This is a genomic window from Paenibacillus sp. M2 (genome assembly GCF_046713495.1).
In the GTDB taxonomy this organism is placed as follows: Bacteria; Bacillota; Bacilli; order Paenibacillales; family Paenibacillaceae; genus Paenibacillus; species Paenibacillus amylolyticus_B.
In genome coordinates this window covers 5,033,649-5,050,675 of sequence record NZ_CP169648.1, presented here as the reverse complement: position 1 = coordinate 5,050,675, position 17,027 = coordinate 5,033,649, and the positions used below count along the sequence as shown (strand labels likewise).

Genomic DNA, 17,027 nt, shown 5'->3' with positions numbered 1-17,027 from the left:
TCCCCGAATCGATAGGCATCAAAGCGAAAGGCACTTTTATGAGCTGGTTTCAACAGCTTATAGAAGTGCCTTTTTTAATGAGGAGGAATGTGGAGCAACTGTCGCCGACCCATAATGAGAATGGGTGATACGCTGCGTTGTTCAAGTGACAGCGAGCATGTTGTATATTTTCAGGGTCCGCAGATCTTCCTTTGAGATTTTTAATTCATTATATAACTCCTGATTCTCGGGCAACGGGGTTCTGGAGAATAACATTTTGAGCGCGATCGGCATGAAAGGTCTGAAGGAGACACCAGCCATCAGTCCCCACTTTTTCTCTGATTCCTGAAAAGACGCCAGAATATTAATATATAGATTCTCCAGCGGCGTGGCCTGATTTTTCAAAATCAGCGTGGTGAGTGTATCATAATGCTCGGTGTGACCCCAATACATATTCTCGCACTCCTGGTAGTTCTCAAAATCCTTCACATTCATATACATCACGGTGCGATAACGGTTGGCATCCGATTGAGCCATCATGTCAATGACACATCGAATGAGACTGTTGTTACGCCCGTCATAGAAGTAGGAATAGAAACGTGTGGAATTCTTGAAAAAGCTGGACGGGACCGCATTCATCAGGGGGGAAGCGTGTCTGGGTTCTTGGTACAAGAGTTGCTCCACCTGGATGTTGAGTGCGTTCGCAATATGATGTAACGTCACCAGATCAAGTGTAATATCTCCGCTCTCATACTTGGACAGCGTACCCTTACTCTTGAAGATCTGATCCGCAAGCTGTTGAATGGTCAGTCCCCGCCACTTCCGAAAGTTTCGTATTTTCTTGCCAACTTCCTGATTGATATTGTTCATAACTGGTTCTCCTTATGCAATGTTTCTTGAGAGTACGTGAAAATGGTGAAAGTCATTCATAAAAATGATGTTATATGAGAAATATATCACTTTCTCACCGAAAAACCTATTCTGAAGAAACAATAAACTTTATTTGTTTCGTCAGAATAGATTGTATCGCATTTGATGCAATTTCTACGTCATGGAATAATAGATCTCATACGACATGAACCGACAATGAAAAGTTGAACAGACAGAGGAGCAGAAGCTACTATGAAATATAACTTTGATGAGATTATAGATCGCACAGGTACAAATGCCATGAATACGGATGGTTTCCGTCAATATATTTTTAACGCCTCAGAAGATATGACATTTCCATTTAAGGACGAAGAATTCATTCGCATGTGGATTGCAGATATGGAGTTCGCTACACCTCCCGAGATTCTGGATGCAGTGAAGGAACGTTTGGACCGCAGAATTATGGGTTACTCCCAGGTGTTTGATCCGGCATACTATGAATCTGTCTCGAATTGGATGAAAAGGTACTATGATTGGTCCTTCCCCAAGGATCATTTGGAGACCTCAAACGGGATCATCCCCGCTTTATATGAACTGGTGGAATACATCTGTCAGTCGGATGAGAAAGTACTGATTGTTACCCCGTCTTATGGTTTCTTCAAGTCAGCCGCGGAGCATAATGATCTTGAACTGGTATGTTCGGATATGCACATTAAGCAAGGGCGGTACTCGATTGATTTTGAGGATTTTGAAGCCAAGGCCAAGGATGAGAAGGTAAGGGTATGTATTTTCTGCAACCCCCATAATCCGTCTGGACGCGTCTGGACAACGGAAGAGTTACAGCGTGTGGGTGAGATCTGCCTGAGGAACAATGTATGGGTCATTTCGGATGAAATTCATTGTGATCTGCTGCGGACTGGCAAAAGACATACGCCACTTGCGAAGCTGTTCCCGGATACGGATCGAATCATTACATGCATGTCCCCGAGCAAAACATTCAATATGGCTGGACTGATGTTCTCCAATGTCATCATTCCGAATAAGGAACTTCGAGACATCTGGCAGGCACGCCATTATGGTTTCAAAAACCCACTGAGCATTGCTGCCACTCAAGCAGCTTATGAAACGGGTGATGAATGGCTGAAACAATTAAAAGCTTATCTCGACGCCAATTTTGCCTGTGTAGAACAATATGTGAAGCAACATCTGCCGCTGGCTGTCTTTCATATTCCGGAAGCCACATACCTGGCCTGGATTGACATTTCAGCCTATGCTCCCCAACATGTAAGTTTACCGTTATTCTTCGCTGAGCAAGCAGGTGTGCTTCTGGAAGATGGCCATATGTTTGTAGCGAATGGTGAGGGTTGTATTCGGTTGAATCTGGCCTGTCCGCGTTCTGTCCTTCAGGAAGGATTACGGAGAATCAGTAGTGTGCTTGTAAAAGAAGTCGAAGAGGTACCCGTTCAAGTGTAAAGTCATCAAGTCATCACGCAACAGCGTGGTGGCTTTTTCGGATGAGTACACGGAATGCAGCAAGAACAAGTTTTATTTAGAGGTGAACATACCCTGATGCGCAATTCTGGTCTGCTGCCCCCGGTTATGTTAAAATGGTGGATAGTCTATGAGTTGCATGACATGCGGCTCTCAGAAGGAAGAGCCCGGTAGTTGGGCTACACGTAACTGCATTCATCAGGGGAAAGGAGCCTATACATATGTTTGGAAACGATTGGGACAAGGTGCTTCAGGAAGAGACAGAAGCCGAGTATTTCAACAAGATTCGTTACACCCTAGCCGCCGAGTACAAAACACAGACGGTCTTTCCGCCCAAAGAAGACCTGTTCTCCGCACTGAAGCTGACGCCATATCATCAGGTTAAGGCCGTTATTATTGGTCAGGACCCTTATCACGGTGCGGGACAGGCTCATGGATTAAGCTTTTCGGTTAGACCGGGGGTACGCGTACCGCCTTCTCTGAAAAATATATACAAGGAACTTCACGCCGATCTGGACCTGCCCATTCCGAATCATGGATCTCTGGTTCATTGGGCACAGCAGGGAGTCCTGCTATTAAATGCTGTTCTGACGGTTCGTGAAGGTCAGCCTAACTCGCATCAGACACTAGGGTGGCAGACATTTACGGATGCTGTAATTCGTGCGCTGAATGAACGTTCAGAGCCAATGGTATATATGCTATGGGGCAGTCATGCCCAGAAGAAAGGTGCTTTTATTAATAGGGACAAGCACCTGGTACTGGAGTCTACACATCCCAGTCCGCTGGCTGCGCATCGCGGATTCCTCGGCAGCCGTCCCTTTTCCAAAGCCAATGATTTCTTGACCTCCAAAGGTATTGAACCGATCGATTGGAAGATACCTGAAAACGATATAAGTTGAACTAATCATTTACACAATAACGGAGAGGACAGAAAAAACCTGAAAAAGCGAAGCGTTCGCCTTTATACCCGGATTTTTCCCTTCGGAAAAGGAAATCGAAAAAATCTGGGGATAACAGCGATTGGAAGGTTGTTCTGTCATCGTAGTGTCTGTGTAAATAATCTGTAGTCAACTTATATAGACAGATGGAGGTGAGAACATTGCGACATTGGATAGGACGAAAAGTAGCGGTATATCGTGCAACAGGCATACGGGAGCCATTGAAGGGAACGCTGGTCGAGTGGGATGAAGAAGCGGAATGTGTACGGATCGGACCGAAACGGATCAAGGTATCGTTTGACAATATCGCAATGATCAGACCTCTTCCCGAAGAGAGTCTTCCCTTAAAGAAAGCACGTTCTGAGGTGCACAAGGTTGGATATGTGATGAAAAAGGCAATTCAGTTCGAAAATGCGATCTATTTCAAGTCACAGGTTATGATCTGGCGCCGGGCCAAAATTGTAGCGTTATCCACGACGATTCTGCGTCATGACGAGGATCAGGTTGAACTTGCAGATGGTCGGGTTCTTCGTAAAGACAAGCATATGTTTGTCGTACGTTCACGCCGCGGGATACGTTAGTACCTCGAAGATTTAATATTCATTTCATGCAAAGATCATATGGATTTAATGTTTGGTCTGTATATTAGGTAGTAACAACCCCTTCTAAATTGATGTGTAATAAAACGGGAGCCCGGCCGGCTGCAAACGGTCGGGTATTTTTTTGTCCATGGGTTCTGTTAACCTGTTGTACATACCCATTACATTCATGATATATATTATTAAAATAGATAAATTGAACTAAACATTTACACGAGAAACGTAGAGGCCAGAAATAACCTGAAGAAGTGGAGCGTTCGCCTTTATCCCAAGATATTCACCTTTGTAAAATTGAATCAAAAAATCTGGGGATAACAGCGATCGGAAGGTTGTTCTGTCATCGAAGTGGCAAGTGTAAATATTCTTTAGTTCAATCTAAAAAGATCATGAGAAGGAGTGAAACCCAATGAAACGTATAGCTGTTTTTGCAGGCTCCAATCCGGGAAATCACCCCGATTATACAGAGAAGGCTGTTCAACTTGGCAAACAGATTGCCGATAATGGTTATGCACTGGTCTATGGTGGTTCTTGCATGGGCTTGATGGGTGCAGTAGCCGATGCTGCTCTTGAGCAAGGGGGAGAAGTAATCGGGGTTATGCCTACGGGATTATTCCGGGGTGAGGTTGTTCATGGAGGGCTTACACAACTGATTGAAGTGGGAACCATGCATGAACGCAAGGCTACGATGGCTGAATTATCCGATGGGTTCATTGCGCTTCCCGGAGGCATGGGTACATTTGAAGAACTATTTGAGGTACTGTGCTGGGCACAGATCGGCATTCATCGTAAGCCTGTTGGCTTATTGAATGTCAACGGATATTATGGACCGCTGATGAAGATGGTAGAACATAGTGTACAGGAGGGATTCTCTAACACCTCGCATCTCAGTCTGTGGATTCTGGAATCTGATCCGGCTGAACTGATCAAACAAATGTCATCCTACATTCCTGCAGAGCTGACTCAGAAGTGGTCACAACTCAACGGGAAATGAGTGCATAAGAAGACGGGCCTGAACCCACTCGTTCCTCGGGAGAATTTTCGATCTGCCCAAGCAAGTTGCGCTATCGGACATAGTCTATAGTGTACTTCGATGAAGAGGGGAGTGTCACTGATGAGCGAACTCAAAGGTACAGGTTACGGATATTGCGGAGGCTTCGGTGGTGGAGCATGGACATCAACAGGTGCAATTCTGGTATTGTTCATTCTGTTGGTTATTATCTCTCGCACATTCATTCTGTAATTCGGTCAAATCCCGGGACGGGGATCACGCTGCAGAGGCAGCGCCCGAATAAAAAATGACCTTTCCAAAGAGACGCCGGTATATCCCGGCGTTTCAGGGGAACGGTTTTTTGACGTTTCCAGCATACGTTAAGTAATTGAAAAAGCAAAAACCTGCCCCTGAATGAGGTCAGAAGCAGGAGAGAGCCTCCTGAGCCATTAGCTGCACAACAAGCAGCTTACACCACAACAGCAGTTTGATCCGGAACACTTAACGATTTCCAGGCGATATATAGCCCGATGGCGGCTGCAATTAAGGAGAGTATTGCTGCAACAATAGCCAGCTGATCCAGTGTGCTGGATGAAGTGGAGTTAAAAGAACGCTGATTAGCCGTCTTGCCGGATTTATTTTTGATATGGACAGATGATCTGGAAAGCCTGGAAGCCGACTGTAACTGGGAGGTGTGAGCACGCGTAGGTATCGATTTTTTCTTTGAGGGATTCAATAGTCAACCTCCTTATAACGGAGTTCAGTGCTTCCATCGTTCATACTATGTTATGTCGATTTTCAGATTGAGTTCGCAAAAATGAGTGAATCCCCAGCCCGTTAGATGTTGGGCTTGGCCGCTAGTATTAGCGAAGCAGGCAACCCATTATACGCCCCGTTAATACAGGTCTAACAAACCGTGTTTATAGTGTTAATCATAGAGTGAAGCTTGAACACAGGAGGTGCTGGAATGAGGAACGTGGAGATCATTGCCCATCGCGGTGCATCTGCCGTATGCCCGGAGAACACGATGAGTGCTTTTGAACGGAGTCTGGAGCTTGGAGCAACAGGTATTGAAACTGATGTGCAGATGACGAATGATGGCAGACTGGTACTGATTCATGATGAGACGTTAAGTCGAACTGGCGGCGCAGAAGGTTGGGTTAAGGATACGACTTACGATCAATTGCGCACACGGGATGCCGGGTCCTGGTTCCATGCTGATTTCGCTGGGGAACGTATTCCTTCTCTGGAGGAGCTATTCAAGCTCGTACAGGGGAAAGGAACACTGCTTAATCTGGAATTGAAAAATGGCATTGTGAGTTATAAGGGGATGGAAGAGAAGGTTATACAGGCGATCCGGGAGTGGAACCTGGAGCAACAGGTCGTGCTGTCCAGCTTCAATCATGCTTCGCTCGTGAGATGTAAACGTCTTGCCCCGGAGATTCGTACAGCACTTCTATATATGGAAAAGTTGTACCGTCCCTATGATTATGCCGCCAAACTCGAAGCTTCCGGCCTTCATCCCTACAAGCTGGCAGTCACACAAGAAGATATTGCTGCTGCACTGGCACATGGCATTGTTACCTATCCATTTACGGTGAATGATCCTGCCGAGATGCAGGCCATGATTGACATGGGTGTGCAAGGAATCATTACCGATGTTCCGGATGTCCTGGCATCTTTGATCACGGTACATGCTCGTTAAATGAGTCTGTATGATATATGTTCTACATAGGCAATGATAAGGCTGTGTTCGAGCTTTTTGGCTCCTACACGGCCTTTTTGCGTGTAAAATTGTGTGAAAATCTTCATATATGCAATAAACATGTCCTATTTGTCCATTGCCAGAGCCCGTGGATTCACTTACAATGGTCTATGGGAATGAGAATCAATATCATTAAAGTTCGGTATTTATAGAGAGGTGATTGTTATGTACATAGGTTTGGGCAGCTCCACTCATAACGAGGGTGGGCGCGTATGAGTTCACAAGCTTCACCAGAAAAACATAATCCGGATTCACCCACAGCGAAGATACACACTCGTCCGTGGGCAGCCACACTTATTCTTACAGGGGGAGTTTTGCTACTCGCTCTGGGTATGGCGTTGTCCATTTCATTTGGCGCTGCTGATATTAAGCTTAGTGTAGTCTGGAAGGCTATCTTTGATTTCAATCCTGAGCTGACTCCACATCAGATCATATGGGAGATTCGATTACCACGCATCCTTGGAGGAGCAATGGTAGGTGCATGTTTCGCTGTAGCTGGTGCGATCATGCAGGGCATGACTCGTAACCCGCTGGCCGATTCAGGTCTGCTTGGGTTGAATGCGGGAGCTGGATTTGCGCTTGCAGTTTGTTTTGCCTTTTTCCCTGGCTTGCCATTTATGTATATCATCATGTATTCCTTCCTTGGAGCAGGGCTTGGTGTCCTGTTGGTGTATGGTTTTGGTGCAGCTTCCAAATCGGGTCTTACACCACTACGCCTTGTGCTTGCAGGTGCGGCTGTATCAGCGATGTTGTCGGCACTCAGTGAAGGGATTGCATTATATTTCAGGATTGGACAAGATCTGGCTTTCTGGACGGCGGGTGGTGTAGCCGGAACGAAGTGGTCTCAACTTGAGGTCATGTTCCCATGGGTACTCGCTGCACTAATCGCAGGTCTTCTCATCTCCCGTTCCATTACTCTGCTTAGTCTCGGAGAAGATATTGCGGTGGGCTTGGGGCAACGTACTGGGCTGATCAAGCTCATAGGCCTGATTGTTGTACTGATTCTCGCGGGTACGGCTGTGTCCGTGGTGGGTGCGGTCGGTTTTGTTGGACTCATTATTCCCCATCTCACGCGGAAGCTGGTTGGGGTCGATTATCGCTGGATTATTCCATGTTCCGCTGTGATGGGCAGTCTGTTGCTTGTATTTGCGGATTTGGCTGCACGTATGATTAACCCGCCGTACGAGACGCCAATTGGCGCATTGGTTGCCCTCATCGGGGTACCATTCTTCCTGTATCTGGCGCGTAAAGAAAGGAGGACTCTGTAACGATGGAATCCTCAACAATAGTTGGAGCAGAGCGCAAGAAGAGAACCAAGAGTACGATTGTCCTCATTGTGCTTGCCCTATTAATTATTACGGCTTTTGTGGTGAGCATGAACACAGGTTTTACCAAGCTTTCGCCGCTTGAGGTGATGCGAACCCTGTTTGGTGGAGGCACGGCGAAACAGGAATTGATCCTGTTTGAATTCCGTCTGCCACGGATTGTGATTTCGGTGCTGGTCGGGGCTGGACTTGCGTTATCTGGTTGTATTTTGCAGGGAGTATCTCGGAATGCGTTGGCCGATCCGGGGATCCTCGGGATTAATGCAGGTGCTGGTCTGGTCGTCATGTTATTTGTTTCCTTTTTCCCGACAACGACAGCAGCGCCGGTATTTCTTTTGCCAATTCTGGCCCTGATCGGTTCCGGTTTTGCTGCATTTCTGATCTACATTCTCTCTTACAAAAAAGGAGAGGGCATCCTGCCTACACGTATGTTGCTTACGGGGATCGGGGTAGCGGCGGGAATCAGTTCTGCCATGATCGTGCTTACGTTAAGGCTTAGTCCGGAAAAGTATCAATTTGTAGCTACCTGGATGGCAGGCAGCATCTGGGGTTCGAACTGGAAATTTGTAACGGCATTGCTACCGTTTCTTATTATTCTTGTCCCGCTTGTTCTGTATAAGGCACGTGTGTTGAACGTACTGAATCTGGGGGACCAGACTGCAAGTGGACTCGGGACTCCGGTTGAGCGTGAGCGACTGATTTTGCTTGCGGCTGCTGTAGGACTTGCCGGCTCATGTGTATCTGTGAGTGGGGGGATCGGTTTTGTAGGTCTGATCGGACCGCATTTGGCGCGTCGTCTGGTGGGTCCAAAACATCAATTCCTGTTACCCGCATCTGCACTGATCGGTTCATTGCTTGTACTGGTTGCAGATACGCTGGGTCGTGTCATCCTACAGCCTTCGGAGATTCCTGCGGGGATCCTGGTTGCCATTATTGGTGCGCCATACTTCCTGTACCTCTTAAGCAAGACGAAATAGAACGTAATCATCATTGTGTGGTTGCATAAGGAGGACTTCAGTCCATGCTTCGCCGTTTCTTTGCCTATTATAGGCCTTACAAAAAGCTCTTTATTCTTGACTTCAGTTGTGCGATTTTAGTCGCCTTGCTGGAGCTTGCCTTTCCACTGGCGGTCAACCGGGTAGTCGACGATCTGCTGCCAGGCGGTCGCTGGGACTGGATTCTATGGGCATGTCTGGCATTGCTCGGCATCTACTTATTGAATTCATTTTTGAATTTCGTGGTTACCTATTGGGGACACAAGCTCGGTATTAACATTGAGACGGATATGCGTAAAAGTCTGTTTAATCATGTGCAGAAGTTATCGTTCCGTTTCTTCGATAATACCAAAACAGGACACCTCGTGTCCCGTATGACTAACGATCTGATGGATATCGGTGAGATTGCCCATCATGGTCCAGAGGATGTATTTATCGCGGTCATGACGCTAATTGGTGCATTCAGCATCATGATGAGCATTAACGGGAATCTGGCGGTATTAACCTTTATTATTGTACCGCTGATTATTTATCTGTCGCTCTACTTTGGTAGCAAAATGTCCAAGGCATTCAGTCGAATGTTCGGTGATATTGCGGACTTCAACGCTCGTGTAGAGAACAATATTACAGGTATCCGTGTTGTTCAGGCTTTTGCTAATGAAGAGCATGAAAAAGCACAATTCGCTGTGAACAACGGTCGTTTCCGTCAAACCAAGTTAATTGCATACAAAATCATGGCCTGGAACTCTTCTGTCAGTTATATGCTGATGAAGTTGGTATCCCTCTTTGTCCTGGTATGCGGAACATGGTTTGTCATTCAAGGCAGTATGACCTACGGTCAGTTCATTGCATTTATTATGTTGTCCAATGTGTTCTTGACACCGATCCAGAAGATCAACTCGGTTATCGAGACGTATCCCAAAGGGATTGCAGGCTTCAAACGTTATACGGAGTTGCTTGATATGGAACCGGATGTGGAAGATCGTCCAGGGGCCGTTGCGGTATCCCATTTGCGTGGAGATATTCGTTATGAGCAAGTGACCTTTGGATATTCGGATCAGGAGCCTGTTCTCAAAGGTATCGATCTAAACGTGCGTGCAGGTGAAACCGTAGCGCTTGTAGGTCCATCGGGGGCAGGTAAAACAACGCTGTGCAGTCTGTTGCCGCGGTTCTATGATGTGCTGGAAGGTCGCATCACGATCGATGGGCAGGAGATTCAGAATATGACGCTGGATTCCTTGCGAAGTCATATCGGAATTGTACAACAGGACGTATTCCTCTTCGATGGAACCATTCGGGAGAACATTGCCTACGGGAAGCTTGATGCCTCCGAAGAAGAAATCTGGATGGCTGCCAGACGTGCACAGATGGAACCTTTGATTCAATCGATGCCGGAAGGATTGGATACGTTAATTGGTGAACGTGGCGTGAAACTGTCCGGTGGACAGAAACAGCGCTTGTCCATTGCACGTATGTTCCTGAAAAACCCGCCAATTCTGATTCTGGACGAAGCGACATCCGCGCTGGATACAGAAACGGAAGCAGCCATTCAGCAATCCCTTGCTGAGCTGTCCGAAGGTCGGACTACACTGGTCATCGCTCACAGGCTGGCAACGATCAAAAATGCAGACCGTATTATTGTCGTTGCTGAACAAGGTATTACGGAGCAGGGAGGTCATGAAGAATTACTCGCAGCAGGTGGGGTGTACAGCCGCCTTCACTATGCGCAGTTTGGTGCGTAACCTATCCTATCCTATGTGGATGTAACAATGTAAATATGAGAAGTAACGCTATCGTTCTTGACTTGGAAGGAGTCAGGACGGTGGCGTTTTTTTCTTTTTCATGATCAAGTGTGAGTCAGGGATACTGCGCTCTGATCTGCCTGTGATCATGGATATGGAAACGGGTAATATAGTAAAGAGAACACTTAACGTGTAAGATATGTTCATCATCTTGCAAGATGTAGGAGGTGCGCGATATGCAGTTGAACGATATGCTGAAAATTCTTCTAACCTGTCTATTATTTATTCTGATTTGGTGGCTTCTGACTCAAGGGATTCGCAAACTTTCAAGTACTCGTGAGGGGTCTGGTTTTCGACGCTGGGGTGGATGGTCCATTGGACTTTTCATTGTTGGCGCCGTGCCACTTGGTTTTTCGCTATTCACAGAGATCTTTGATGAACGCCTGGATGCCAACATCGGGTTAGGACTCGCCATGTTATTTGTCTGGGCCTACTGTGCTGTCTTGTTATGCGCAACATTGGTGATCTGGGGAAGGTACGTGTATAAAAGGGATATGAGGAAGTGAATGCAACAATAATCTGACCGGGTACGTTAAATTTAGAAAGAAGTGTTATTAAAGGGGGATTTACATGTGATCCATCTTCGTCGAGTCCTTATATTACTCTCTATTCTGTTCGTATGTCTTACGGGATGTTCAGGACATATCGAGTGCAACTCTGTGCAGTCTCAAGCAAATGCACCTAGTGAAGATGGATTTACTGGTTATGTAGTTGATCGTAAAGACAATTCCATTCTTGTGGTTGATTCTGCATATGAGGATTTCAGTGCGAACGGAGGAGGAAGTCGGTATTATCCGGCAAAGTGGTTCTCCAATGCACCTGATCCGCAGATCGGCTCCTATGTTGAAGTCTGGACGGATGGAGGCCCGGAAAATCAACCCTATCCTGGGCAGGCCAGAGCAGAAAAGATAGCCGTATCTTGTCCAGTGGCACCAGATGGTGCGCACATGACGGCTGCGGATGCGATTCGTAGCGGACTGCATTCACTTGATACAGAGAACATGCATATTCCCGTCATAGAGGACACACGGTTTGATGCAGATAGAGGGACATGGACCATTCAGATGCGAGATGCGAATACAGCGAATGAAGGGCAAGTAGTTCATGTGACCGTGAAGGATGAGGAGAAAGTTAAGACACAAGGCGGAGAATAAGGGGCTCATAGCTTTATGATGGTGGAGGAACGCGCGTTGCACATGAATATGATTCAAATTGAAAGAAATGATGTGGATTAGATTCATTGCAGGCTATCATGATTTTTGAACCGCCTGTAAGTTCCCTTACTGTCCATCATGTATTATGATTTTATAAAAATGGAAAGGAATCTTCTGCACATGGAATTATCAAGGTCTCAGCAATTAGCTCAAGAGCATGTAACCAATTATGCAAGAAGCCGCAAAAATGAGGCGGAGCAAACCATTAGGGAAATCCTTCGTATGTCCAACATCGAGCTGAAGACATTTGAAGATGCTATCACTAAACTAAAATCTCATGCAAGTATCGCGCTACACTTTCACCCAGATCGATTAGATCCGAATATGAAAAGCGTGGCTGAGGTACTACTTGAGCAGGGGGTTTATAAAAGTCAGTTTGAGACTTTCTTATCGAATGGAAGTGTATCCGCATTTTCAGGCGGTGAACGTGACGTTTGGGAGAATAAAATGTTTGGCGGAGCGTACCAAATTAATGGCTCAACCAATAGCGAACGTCCCAAGTATGGGGCACTCAATGTCATGTTACATCCCGATGGACCTGCTCCGCGTTTTGGATCATGTTATTTCCTTTTATCCACTGAGGTCTCTCAGCGTTGCACGTATACATATTTGGATTCTCACCAAGACCCTGAGGAAAAGGGAACGTATGAGGAATTTGACCTCGTTTTGGCTGCTCTTATGAGGGATGTATTTTATAATAATTTTGCCATTGGTGAAAGAAATCTAACAGTTCAAAAGTTAATTGACCATATGCTCATCAATCTTGAGAAATCATTCCGAAATCCATCCAACCAAGAGCCAAACCGAAATCTGGACCATTATATCGAAGCTCAGGTTCATGGTGATATTTCCCTTGAAAAAGATGTAAAGATTCTTGTTGCCGACCCATCATTTAAAGGCACACATACAGGACGAATCTTAGAGCAGATATGTTTAAAGTATTCCATTGATCTCCACTGGCACATGGGCTTTACACTATTGGTAGATGACGTTCCTATGGATTTTCGAGGTCCTTCGATGCCTTCACTAGCCAAGAGAATTGCAAAAAGTGATTTGATTGATGCAAATATGATTGGTTCTGCAGCTATGGACCTGAAACGAAATCCAAGTCATTGGAGTGATAGAGGAACCTACAAAGAAGTTCTACAAGAATTAAAATTACTTTGGCATGTCTTAGTGAGATATGGAAAACCAATGAACAAGTGAAACGGTTTTCGTTTCCGTTGGTTATGTGGTTAAACGTAAGGACGAATCCATTCTTGTTGTTGTTCCTGCATTCAAGAGTACAGTTCCAATGGGGTAAAAGTAGGTATTATCTGGAAAAATGGTTCTCCAATGCGCCTGATCCGCAGATCGGCTCCTATGTTGAAGTTTGGACGGATGGAAGCCCGGAAAATCAACCATATTCCGGGCAGGCCTGAGCAGAAACGATAGCGGTATCTTGGCCAGTGGCGTCGGATGGTGCACACATGACGGATGCGGATGCGATTCGTAGCGGACTGCGTTCACTTGATGCAGAGAACATGCATATTTTCGTCATAGAGGACACACGGTTTGATGCTGATACAGGGACATGGACCATTCAGATGCGAGATGCGAAGGCAGCGAATGAAGGGCAAGTAGTTCATGTGACCGTGAAGGACGAGGAGCAAGTTAAGGTACAAGGCGGAGAATGAGGGGATTCATGGCATTATGATGGCATGTCAGATTAGTAAATTGCCTTTGCAATATCTAATAGAATTGCAAGATGAGCTAGAAAGGATGCTGAAGTTTCCTACTATTTTTAAAATTATGTATGAAATAACATACTATTACTGAGTATAAAAAAACTTCTTGTGATGGAAAATAAGCATGAACAGCCCTATTCATAATGTAACAGGGCTGTTCAAAAATCTTTTATATGATAATTTGTTTATGCTACATTTCATATTTTATTGTAAATATGGTTTAATTTAATTCCCAAACATTATGTGCTTTTTTAAGTATTTCTTGAACATCTTTCTTATTGTTCTCAATAATACTTACCAACGTGTCAAATTCCTTATTACTTTGCTGAGGTAATCGGATGGGATTTCCATCAGCATCAATCATTATTTCGTAGCCTCCACTTGCATCTTGTATCCGTACACCGTATTCATACCCTCCAAATACTTTCGGCCAGATAATTAATGTGGATTTTGCTTCGGGAGCCACTACAGCCAAGTTCCCACTAAAGAACAAATATATTGGCATTGCAACGTTATAGTTGTATCCATCCGAATCAACAATGTGATGGGAACCATACTTGTCCTTAGTAACCTCCTTAGTAAAAGGAGTGTATATAGTTGAGACAAAAACAAACCATACAAGGTTCCATACTATAAAACTCAGAAGGGCAATACCAGTTATAAGAAAAATTATTTTTTTCTTTCGTGTCATCTTCATAAGTGGATTATCCGATCCCCTTTCTTCTTTAATTTCTCATCATGAGTTACCATAACAATGGTCTTCCCCTGTAAGTGGAGTTGCTTGATAATATCCAGTACAGCCTCTGCATTTTTGTCATCTAGCGAACCAGTTGGCTCATCTGCTAAGATGATATCGCACTTTTTAATCATCAATCTTGCTAATGCTACTCGTTGCTGCTCCCCTCCCGATAATGTATAAACTTTTTTGTTTAGTTTGTCTTTAATTCCAACCCTCTCTAATGCTTGGTCAATGGATACTCCTGACTGGCAATCTTTCCGAACAAAACTTAGGTTTTCCTTTACTGTTTTATTATCAACAAGTGCAAAGTTTTGAAAAAGAAGTCCTAATTTATATTTGAAATAAAAAAGTTGATTTTTTCGTTTGCGAATATTGATGCCGTCTACTTTAATTTCCCCACGATCGATGGATTCAATTGCTCCAATTATGTTAAGAAGGGTTGTCTTTCCGCAGCCGCTAGGTCCAGAAAACACCACAAACTCTCCTTTATCAATTCTTAAATTTAGATCGGAAAAGAGCATATTACCTTCAAATGATTTCGATACATTTGTAACTTCAATCATAGACTTCCCCCCTTTAAAATTTTTGGAACAGAAGTTCTTTCAAGTTTTCGTATATAGTACAGAATAATAAAGGTTTCAAGGACAAGAATAATTAAACTTGCAAAAAATAAATATATAAAATAACTTCCGGAATCGTTAAATAATTGAACTACAGAAGCAGCAATGATGCCTAGGATAGTAGGAATTAAAGTGATAAGTAGAATCTTTCGATTTTTCTGCCATAAGGTATATCCCAGTACTTTTTTTACACTTAATTCTACCGCATTCACTTTATATTCTAAACGAAGAATGGTTGTAATCGTAACAAACTCTAAAAATAGAATTAAGAAAGTAAGTATGATATTTAAATAGAGCGTTCTCTTAATGATATTCCATTGATACTCATATTTTTCGAGTGCGTTAGTTAGTTGATAATAAAGCCGGTTTGTCTCTGTGGTATTTTCCGCAATAAAGTTGGCTAGTTGATCGGGTGAAACTTTATACAAAATATCATGAGCAAAGTCCCAGCGAAAGTGGCTAGCGTTTGCCGAATCAACATATTGACTCCAATCTATGTTGTTCAAAATAATAACGGGACTGTTTATATAAAAGCTACCATTTAATGAGAACTCATCAATGGCTATGACTTTTGGATTTCCACCGTAATAAATAATATCATAGTCGTATTCAATGCCATTTTGTTCGATCATCTGATAATTTTTTTTCAATTGATTAATTATATCCGTATCATCTTTCATATGCTCTGGTAAAACTAGATATAATCCCTTTTTTGTGTTTATTTGATTGAGTTCAGGTATCTGTTCTTGGAGGTAAGACAAATTATTTTGATTCGACAAAATCACGTTTTTTCCAAACACCCCAGAAGTAACGAGTTGTGTCGCATCAAAGTCTTTAAAGAACTTCCGGTAAAACGTTTCAGTCACAAATAGTGATTCTTCAAAGGAGGAGTTTTGATCTTGTTCATTTGTTTGGGCGTATTGTGTTTTTACATAAAAATAATCAGCATGGTTTTCAAAAAAAGATCGTTGTTGATAAAAGTGAACCCCCTCAACGATTACAACAATATTACTAGAAACGATAGTTAAAGTGATGATAACACTAATTGTTTTTAAAAAGTAATTTATTGTTAATAATTTTTTTGAACTAATTGTATCCGATAAGGCTTCTTTAATATTGTAGAAATAAAGAGAGGAATACAAAAGTGCGTTCAGAAACATCATACTCGAAAAAATGCTAACAGAAATAATAAGATAAAAAAAAGAATTTGTGTAATATTGGAGAATAAGAAGGGACGCAGAAAAAATAAGAGAGTAAGAAAACGTGTCCAGAATTATATTTTTTGCAACAATGGAGCTAGTTCTTTCTCCAAGAGAGATACGTATAAAGCTTTCTTTTTTTTGCAGAATTACATCATAATAAGAGAGGAAAAGTAAAACAATTGAAATAAGAGACCACACAAAAAAAATGTTCATCTTGCTTGAACTTTCATATCCTTCTTGTGGGAAGTTTCCTGCATATATACCATTCAAACTATCCTTAAAATTGAAAATATTATCCTTACTTCCAATCAGATAGTATTGAGATATATTTGATAAATCTTCGTTCTCTGGCAGTTCGTTTAATGTTTTAAAAACGACATTCTTTGTCCCAGATAATAAGCTTGGGTAACTTCTTTCATTGACATGAAGATGCTCCTGTATGTACTGAAATGCACCTGAAGTGCCGTAAATGCGACGTTCGCTTAATAGCATACTTTGGACATTCGATATAACAGTATATACTTGTACGTCATTTTGTTGTGCAGCTTTTGTTATGTCCTCGACCATTTTGGGTTCCGTATTATTTGGAGATCCATTTAAAAAGAGCGTAGTGCTATAGTTTGCAGTTTCGAAATTATCTAAATATAATTGATAGCTTTCACCAGTAATGAGAAAACCTACTAATATCATTATGATACTAATTCCGTATTTTATTTTTTTCAACAACCATACGCTCCTTGTAATAAGATTACAAAATGTACACAAGGAGATCT

General features: G+C 43.4%; 19 protein-coding genes. 14 read left to right on the top strand and 5 right to left on the bottom strand.

Features of this window, described 5'->3' with window-relative positions; all coding sequences use genetic code 11:
* Nucleotides 1-141: 141 nt before the first annotated feature.
* Nucleotides 142-849: a helix-turn-helix domain-containing protein gene (locus tag ACETMN_RS23395; RefSeq protein ID WP_017687366.1), complete on the bottom strand. Its 708-nt coding sequence runs from the start codon at nt 847-849 to the stop codon at nt 142-144.
* Between the two features lie 252 nt (nt 850-1,101).
* Here ACETMN_RS23395 and ACETMN_RS23390 point away from each other — a divergent pair, with 252 nt between their 5' ends.
* The 5 genes from ACETMN_RS23390 (at nt 1,102) to ACETMN_RS23370 (ending at nt 5,117) form a co-directional block, all read left to right on the top strand.
* The gene (locus tag ACETMN_RS23390; RefSeq protein ID WP_411735201.1) at nt 1,102-2,322 is read left to right on the top strand and encodes a MalY/PatB family protein; all 1,221 of its coding nucleotides are present in this window, start codon (nt 1,102-1,104) and stop codon (nt 2,320-2,322) included.
* A gap of 239 nt (nt 2,323-2,561) precedes the next feature.
* Entirely contained in the window at nt 2,562-3,239 is a 678-nt protein-coding gene (gene ung, locus ACETMN_RS23385; RefSeq protein ID WP_411735200.1) for a uracil-DNA glycosylase, read from the top strand.
* Nucleotides 3,240-3,439: 200 nt separating this feature from the next.
* Nucleotides 3,440-3,859 (top strand): hypothetical protein, encoded by a 420-nt coding sequence (locus tag ACETMN_RS23380; RefSeq protein WP_017687369.1) that lies wholly within the window; start codon nt 3,440-3,442, stop codon nt 3,857-3,859.
* 424 nt (nt 3,860-4,283) lie between these two features.
* Nucleotides 4,284-4,868, top strand: coding sequence for a TIGR00730 family Rossman fold protein (locus tag ACETMN_RS23375; protein ID WP_411735199.1), 585 nt, complete (start codon nt 4,284-4,286; stop codon nt 4,866-4,868).
* A 120-nt stretch (nt 4,869-4,988) separates the two neighbouring features.
* Entirely contained in the window at nt 4,989-5,117 is a 129-nt protein-coding gene (locus ACETMN_RS23370; RefSeq protein WP_255319930.1) for a hypothetical protein, read from the top strand.
* A gap of 217 nt (nt 5,118-5,334) precedes the next feature.
* On the opposite strand, the gene ACETMN_RS23365 is transcribed toward ACETMN_RS23370, so the two are convergent.
* Nucleotides 5,335-5,601, bottom strand: coding sequence for a hypothetical protein (locus tag ACETMN_RS23365; protein WP_091014158.1), 267 nt, complete (start codon nt 5,599-5,601; stop codon nt 5,335-5,337).
* A gap of 231 nt (nt 5,602-5,832) precedes the next feature.
* On the opposite strand from ACETMN_RS23365, the gene ACETMN_RS23360 reads away from it, so the two are divergent.
* From ACETMN_RS23360 to ACETMN_RS23320, 9 genes are all read left to right on the top strand, one after another.
* The gene (locus ACETMN_RS23360; RefSeq protein WP_091014161.1) at nt 5,833-6,570 is read left to right on the top strand and encodes a glycerophosphodiester phosphodiesterase; all 738 of its coding nucleotides are present in this window, start codon (nt 5,833-5,835) and stop codon (nt 6,568-6,570) included.
* A 272-nt stretch (nt 6,571-6,842) separates the two neighbouring features.
* Nucleotides 6,843-7,898 carry a FecCD family ABC transporter permease gene (locus ACETMN_RS23355; protein WP_036614761.1) on the top strand — a complete coding sequence of 352 codons (1,056 nt, stop codon included), beginning with the start codon at nt 6,843-6,845 and terminating at the stop codon, nt 7,896-7,898.
* 2 nt (nt 7,899-7,900) lie between these two features.
* Complete coding sequence (locus ACETMN_RS23350; RefSeq protein WP_074095819.1) at nt 7,901-8,932, top strand: FecCD family ABC transporter permease; 1,032 nt, start codon at nt 7,901-7,903, stop codon at nt 8,930-8,932.
* A 44-nt stretch (nt 8,933-8,976) separates the two neighbouring features.
* Complete coding sequence (locus tag ACETMN_RS23345; RefSeq protein ID WP_341073679.1) at nt 8,977-10,692, top strand: ABC transporter ATP-binding protein; 1,716 nt, start codon at nt 8,977-8,979, stop codon at nt 10,690-10,692.
* Nucleotides 10,693-10,928: 236 nt separating this feature from the next.
* The gene (locus ACETMN_RS23340; protein ID WP_210108872.1) at nt 10,929-11,258 is read left to right on the top strand and encodes a hypothetical protein; all 330 of its coding nucleotides are present in this window, start codon (nt 10,929-10,931) and stop codon (nt 11,256-11,258) included.
* Between the two features lie 153 nt (nt 11,259-11,411).
* Nucleotides 11,412-11,906 (top strand): DUF3221 domain-containing protein, encoded by a 495-nt coding sequence (locus ACETMN_RS23335; RefSeq protein WP_411735198.1) that lies wholly within the window; start codon nt 11,412-11,414, stop codon nt 11,904-11,906.
* Nucleotides 11,907-12,086: 180 nt separating this feature from the next.
* Nucleotides 12,087-13,172 (top strand): DUF3626 domain-containing protein, encoded by a 1,086-nt coding sequence (locus tag ACETMN_RS23330; protein WP_341073677.1) that lies wholly within the window; start codon nt 12,087-12,089, stop codon nt 13,170-13,172.
* A gap of 17 nt (nt 13,173-13,189) precedes the next feature.
* The gene (locus tag ACETMN_RS23325) at nt 13,190-13,387 is read left to right on the top strand and encodes a hypothetical protein (RefSeq protein ID WP_411735197.1); all 198 of its coding nucleotides are present in this window, start codon (nt 13,190-13,192) and stop codon (nt 13,385-13,387) included.
* Nucleotides 13,388-13,435: 48 nt separating this feature from the next.
* Complete coding sequence (locus tag ACETMN_RS23320) at nt 13,436-13,642, top strand: hypothetical protein (protein WP_091014174.1); 207 nt, start codon at nt 13,436-13,438, stop codon at nt 13,640-13,642.
* 271 nt (nt 13,643-13,913) lie between these two features.
* Here ACETMN_RS23320 and ACETMN_RS23315 read toward each other — a convergent pair whose 3' ends face one another.
* From ACETMN_RS23315 to ACETMN_RS23305, 3 genes are read right to left on the bottom strand one after another with little or no spacing between them, the layout of a single operon-like run.
* On the bottom strand, nt 13,914-14,384 hold the full coding sequence (locus tag ACETMN_RS23315; protein WP_143786474.1) for a hypothetical protein: 471 nt from the start codon (nt 14,382-14,384) through the stop codon (nt 13,914-13,916).
* 2 nt (nt 14,385-14,386) lie between these two features.
* A complete protein-coding gene (locus tag ACETMN_RS23310) occupies nt 14,387-14,995 on the bottom strand; it encodes an ABC transporter ATP-binding protein (protein WP_091014180.1) in 609 nt (202 codons plus the stop codon).
* Nucleotides 14,992-16,977, bottom strand: a complete 1,986-nt coding sequence (locus ACETMN_RS23305) for a hypothetical protein (protein ID WP_411735196.1) — start codon at nt 16,975-16,977, stop codon at nt 14,992-14,994. Before ACETMN_RS23305 ends, ACETMN_RS23310 begins: the two co-directional genes overlap by 4 nt.
* Nucleotides 16,978-17,027: the final 50 nt, after the last annotated feature.

Coding starts and splice junctions, on each gene's coding strand:
- ACETMN_RS23330 (WP_341073677.1), top strand. CDS start 12,087: ATGGAATTATCAAGGTCTCAGCAATTAGCTCAAGAGCATGTAACCAAT.
- ACETMN_RS23390 (WP_411735201.1), top strand. CDS start 1,102: ATGAAATATAACTTTGATGAGATTATAGATCGCACAGGTACAAATGCC.
- ACETMN_RS23350 (WP_074095819.1), top strand. CDS start 7,901: ATGGAATCCTCAACAATAGTTGGAGCAGAGCGCAAGAAGAGAACCAAG.
- ACETMN_RS23355 (WP_036614761.1), top strand. CDS start 6,843: ATGAGTTCACAAGCTTCACCAGAAAAACATAATCCGGATTCACCCACA.
- ACETMN_RS23310 (WP_091014180.1), bottom strand. CDS start 14,995: ATGATTGAAGTTACAAATGTATCGAAATCATTTGAAGGTAATATGCTC.
- ACETMN_RS23340 (WP_210108872.1), top strand. CDS start 10,929: ATGCAGTTGAACGATATGCTGAAAATTCTTCTAACCTGTCTATTATTT.
- ACETMN_RS23320 (WP_091014174.1), top strand. CDS start 13,436: ATGACGGATGCGGATGCGATTCGTAGCGGACTGCGTTCACTTGATGCA.
- ACETMN_RS23315 (WP_143786474.1), bottom strand. CDS start 14,384: ATGACACGAAAGAAAAAAATAATTTTTCTTATAACTGGTATTGCCCTT.
- ung (WP_411735200.1), top strand. CDS start 2,562: ATGTTTGGAAACGATTGGGACAAGGTGCTTCAGGAAGAGACAGAAGCC.
- ACETMN_RS23375 (WP_411735199.1), top strand. CDS start 4,284: ATGAAACGTATAGCTGTTTTTGCAGGCTCCAATCCGGGAAATCACCCC.
- ACETMN_RS23370 (WP_255319930.1), top strand. CDS start 4,989: ATGAGCGAACTCAAAGGTACAGGTTACGGATATTGCGGAGGCTTCGGT.
- ACETMN_RS23345 (WP_341073679.1), top strand. CDS start 8,977: ATGCTTCGCCGTTTCTTTGCCTATTATAGGCCTTACAAAAAGCTCTTT.
- ACETMN_RS23360 (WP_091014161.1), top strand. CDS start 5,833: ATGAGGAACGTGGAGATCATTGCCCATCGCGGTGCATCTGCCGTATGC.
- ACETMN_RS23395 (WP_017687366.1), bottom strand. CDS start 849: ATGAACAATATCAATCAGGAAGTTGGCAAGAAAATACGAAACTTTCGG.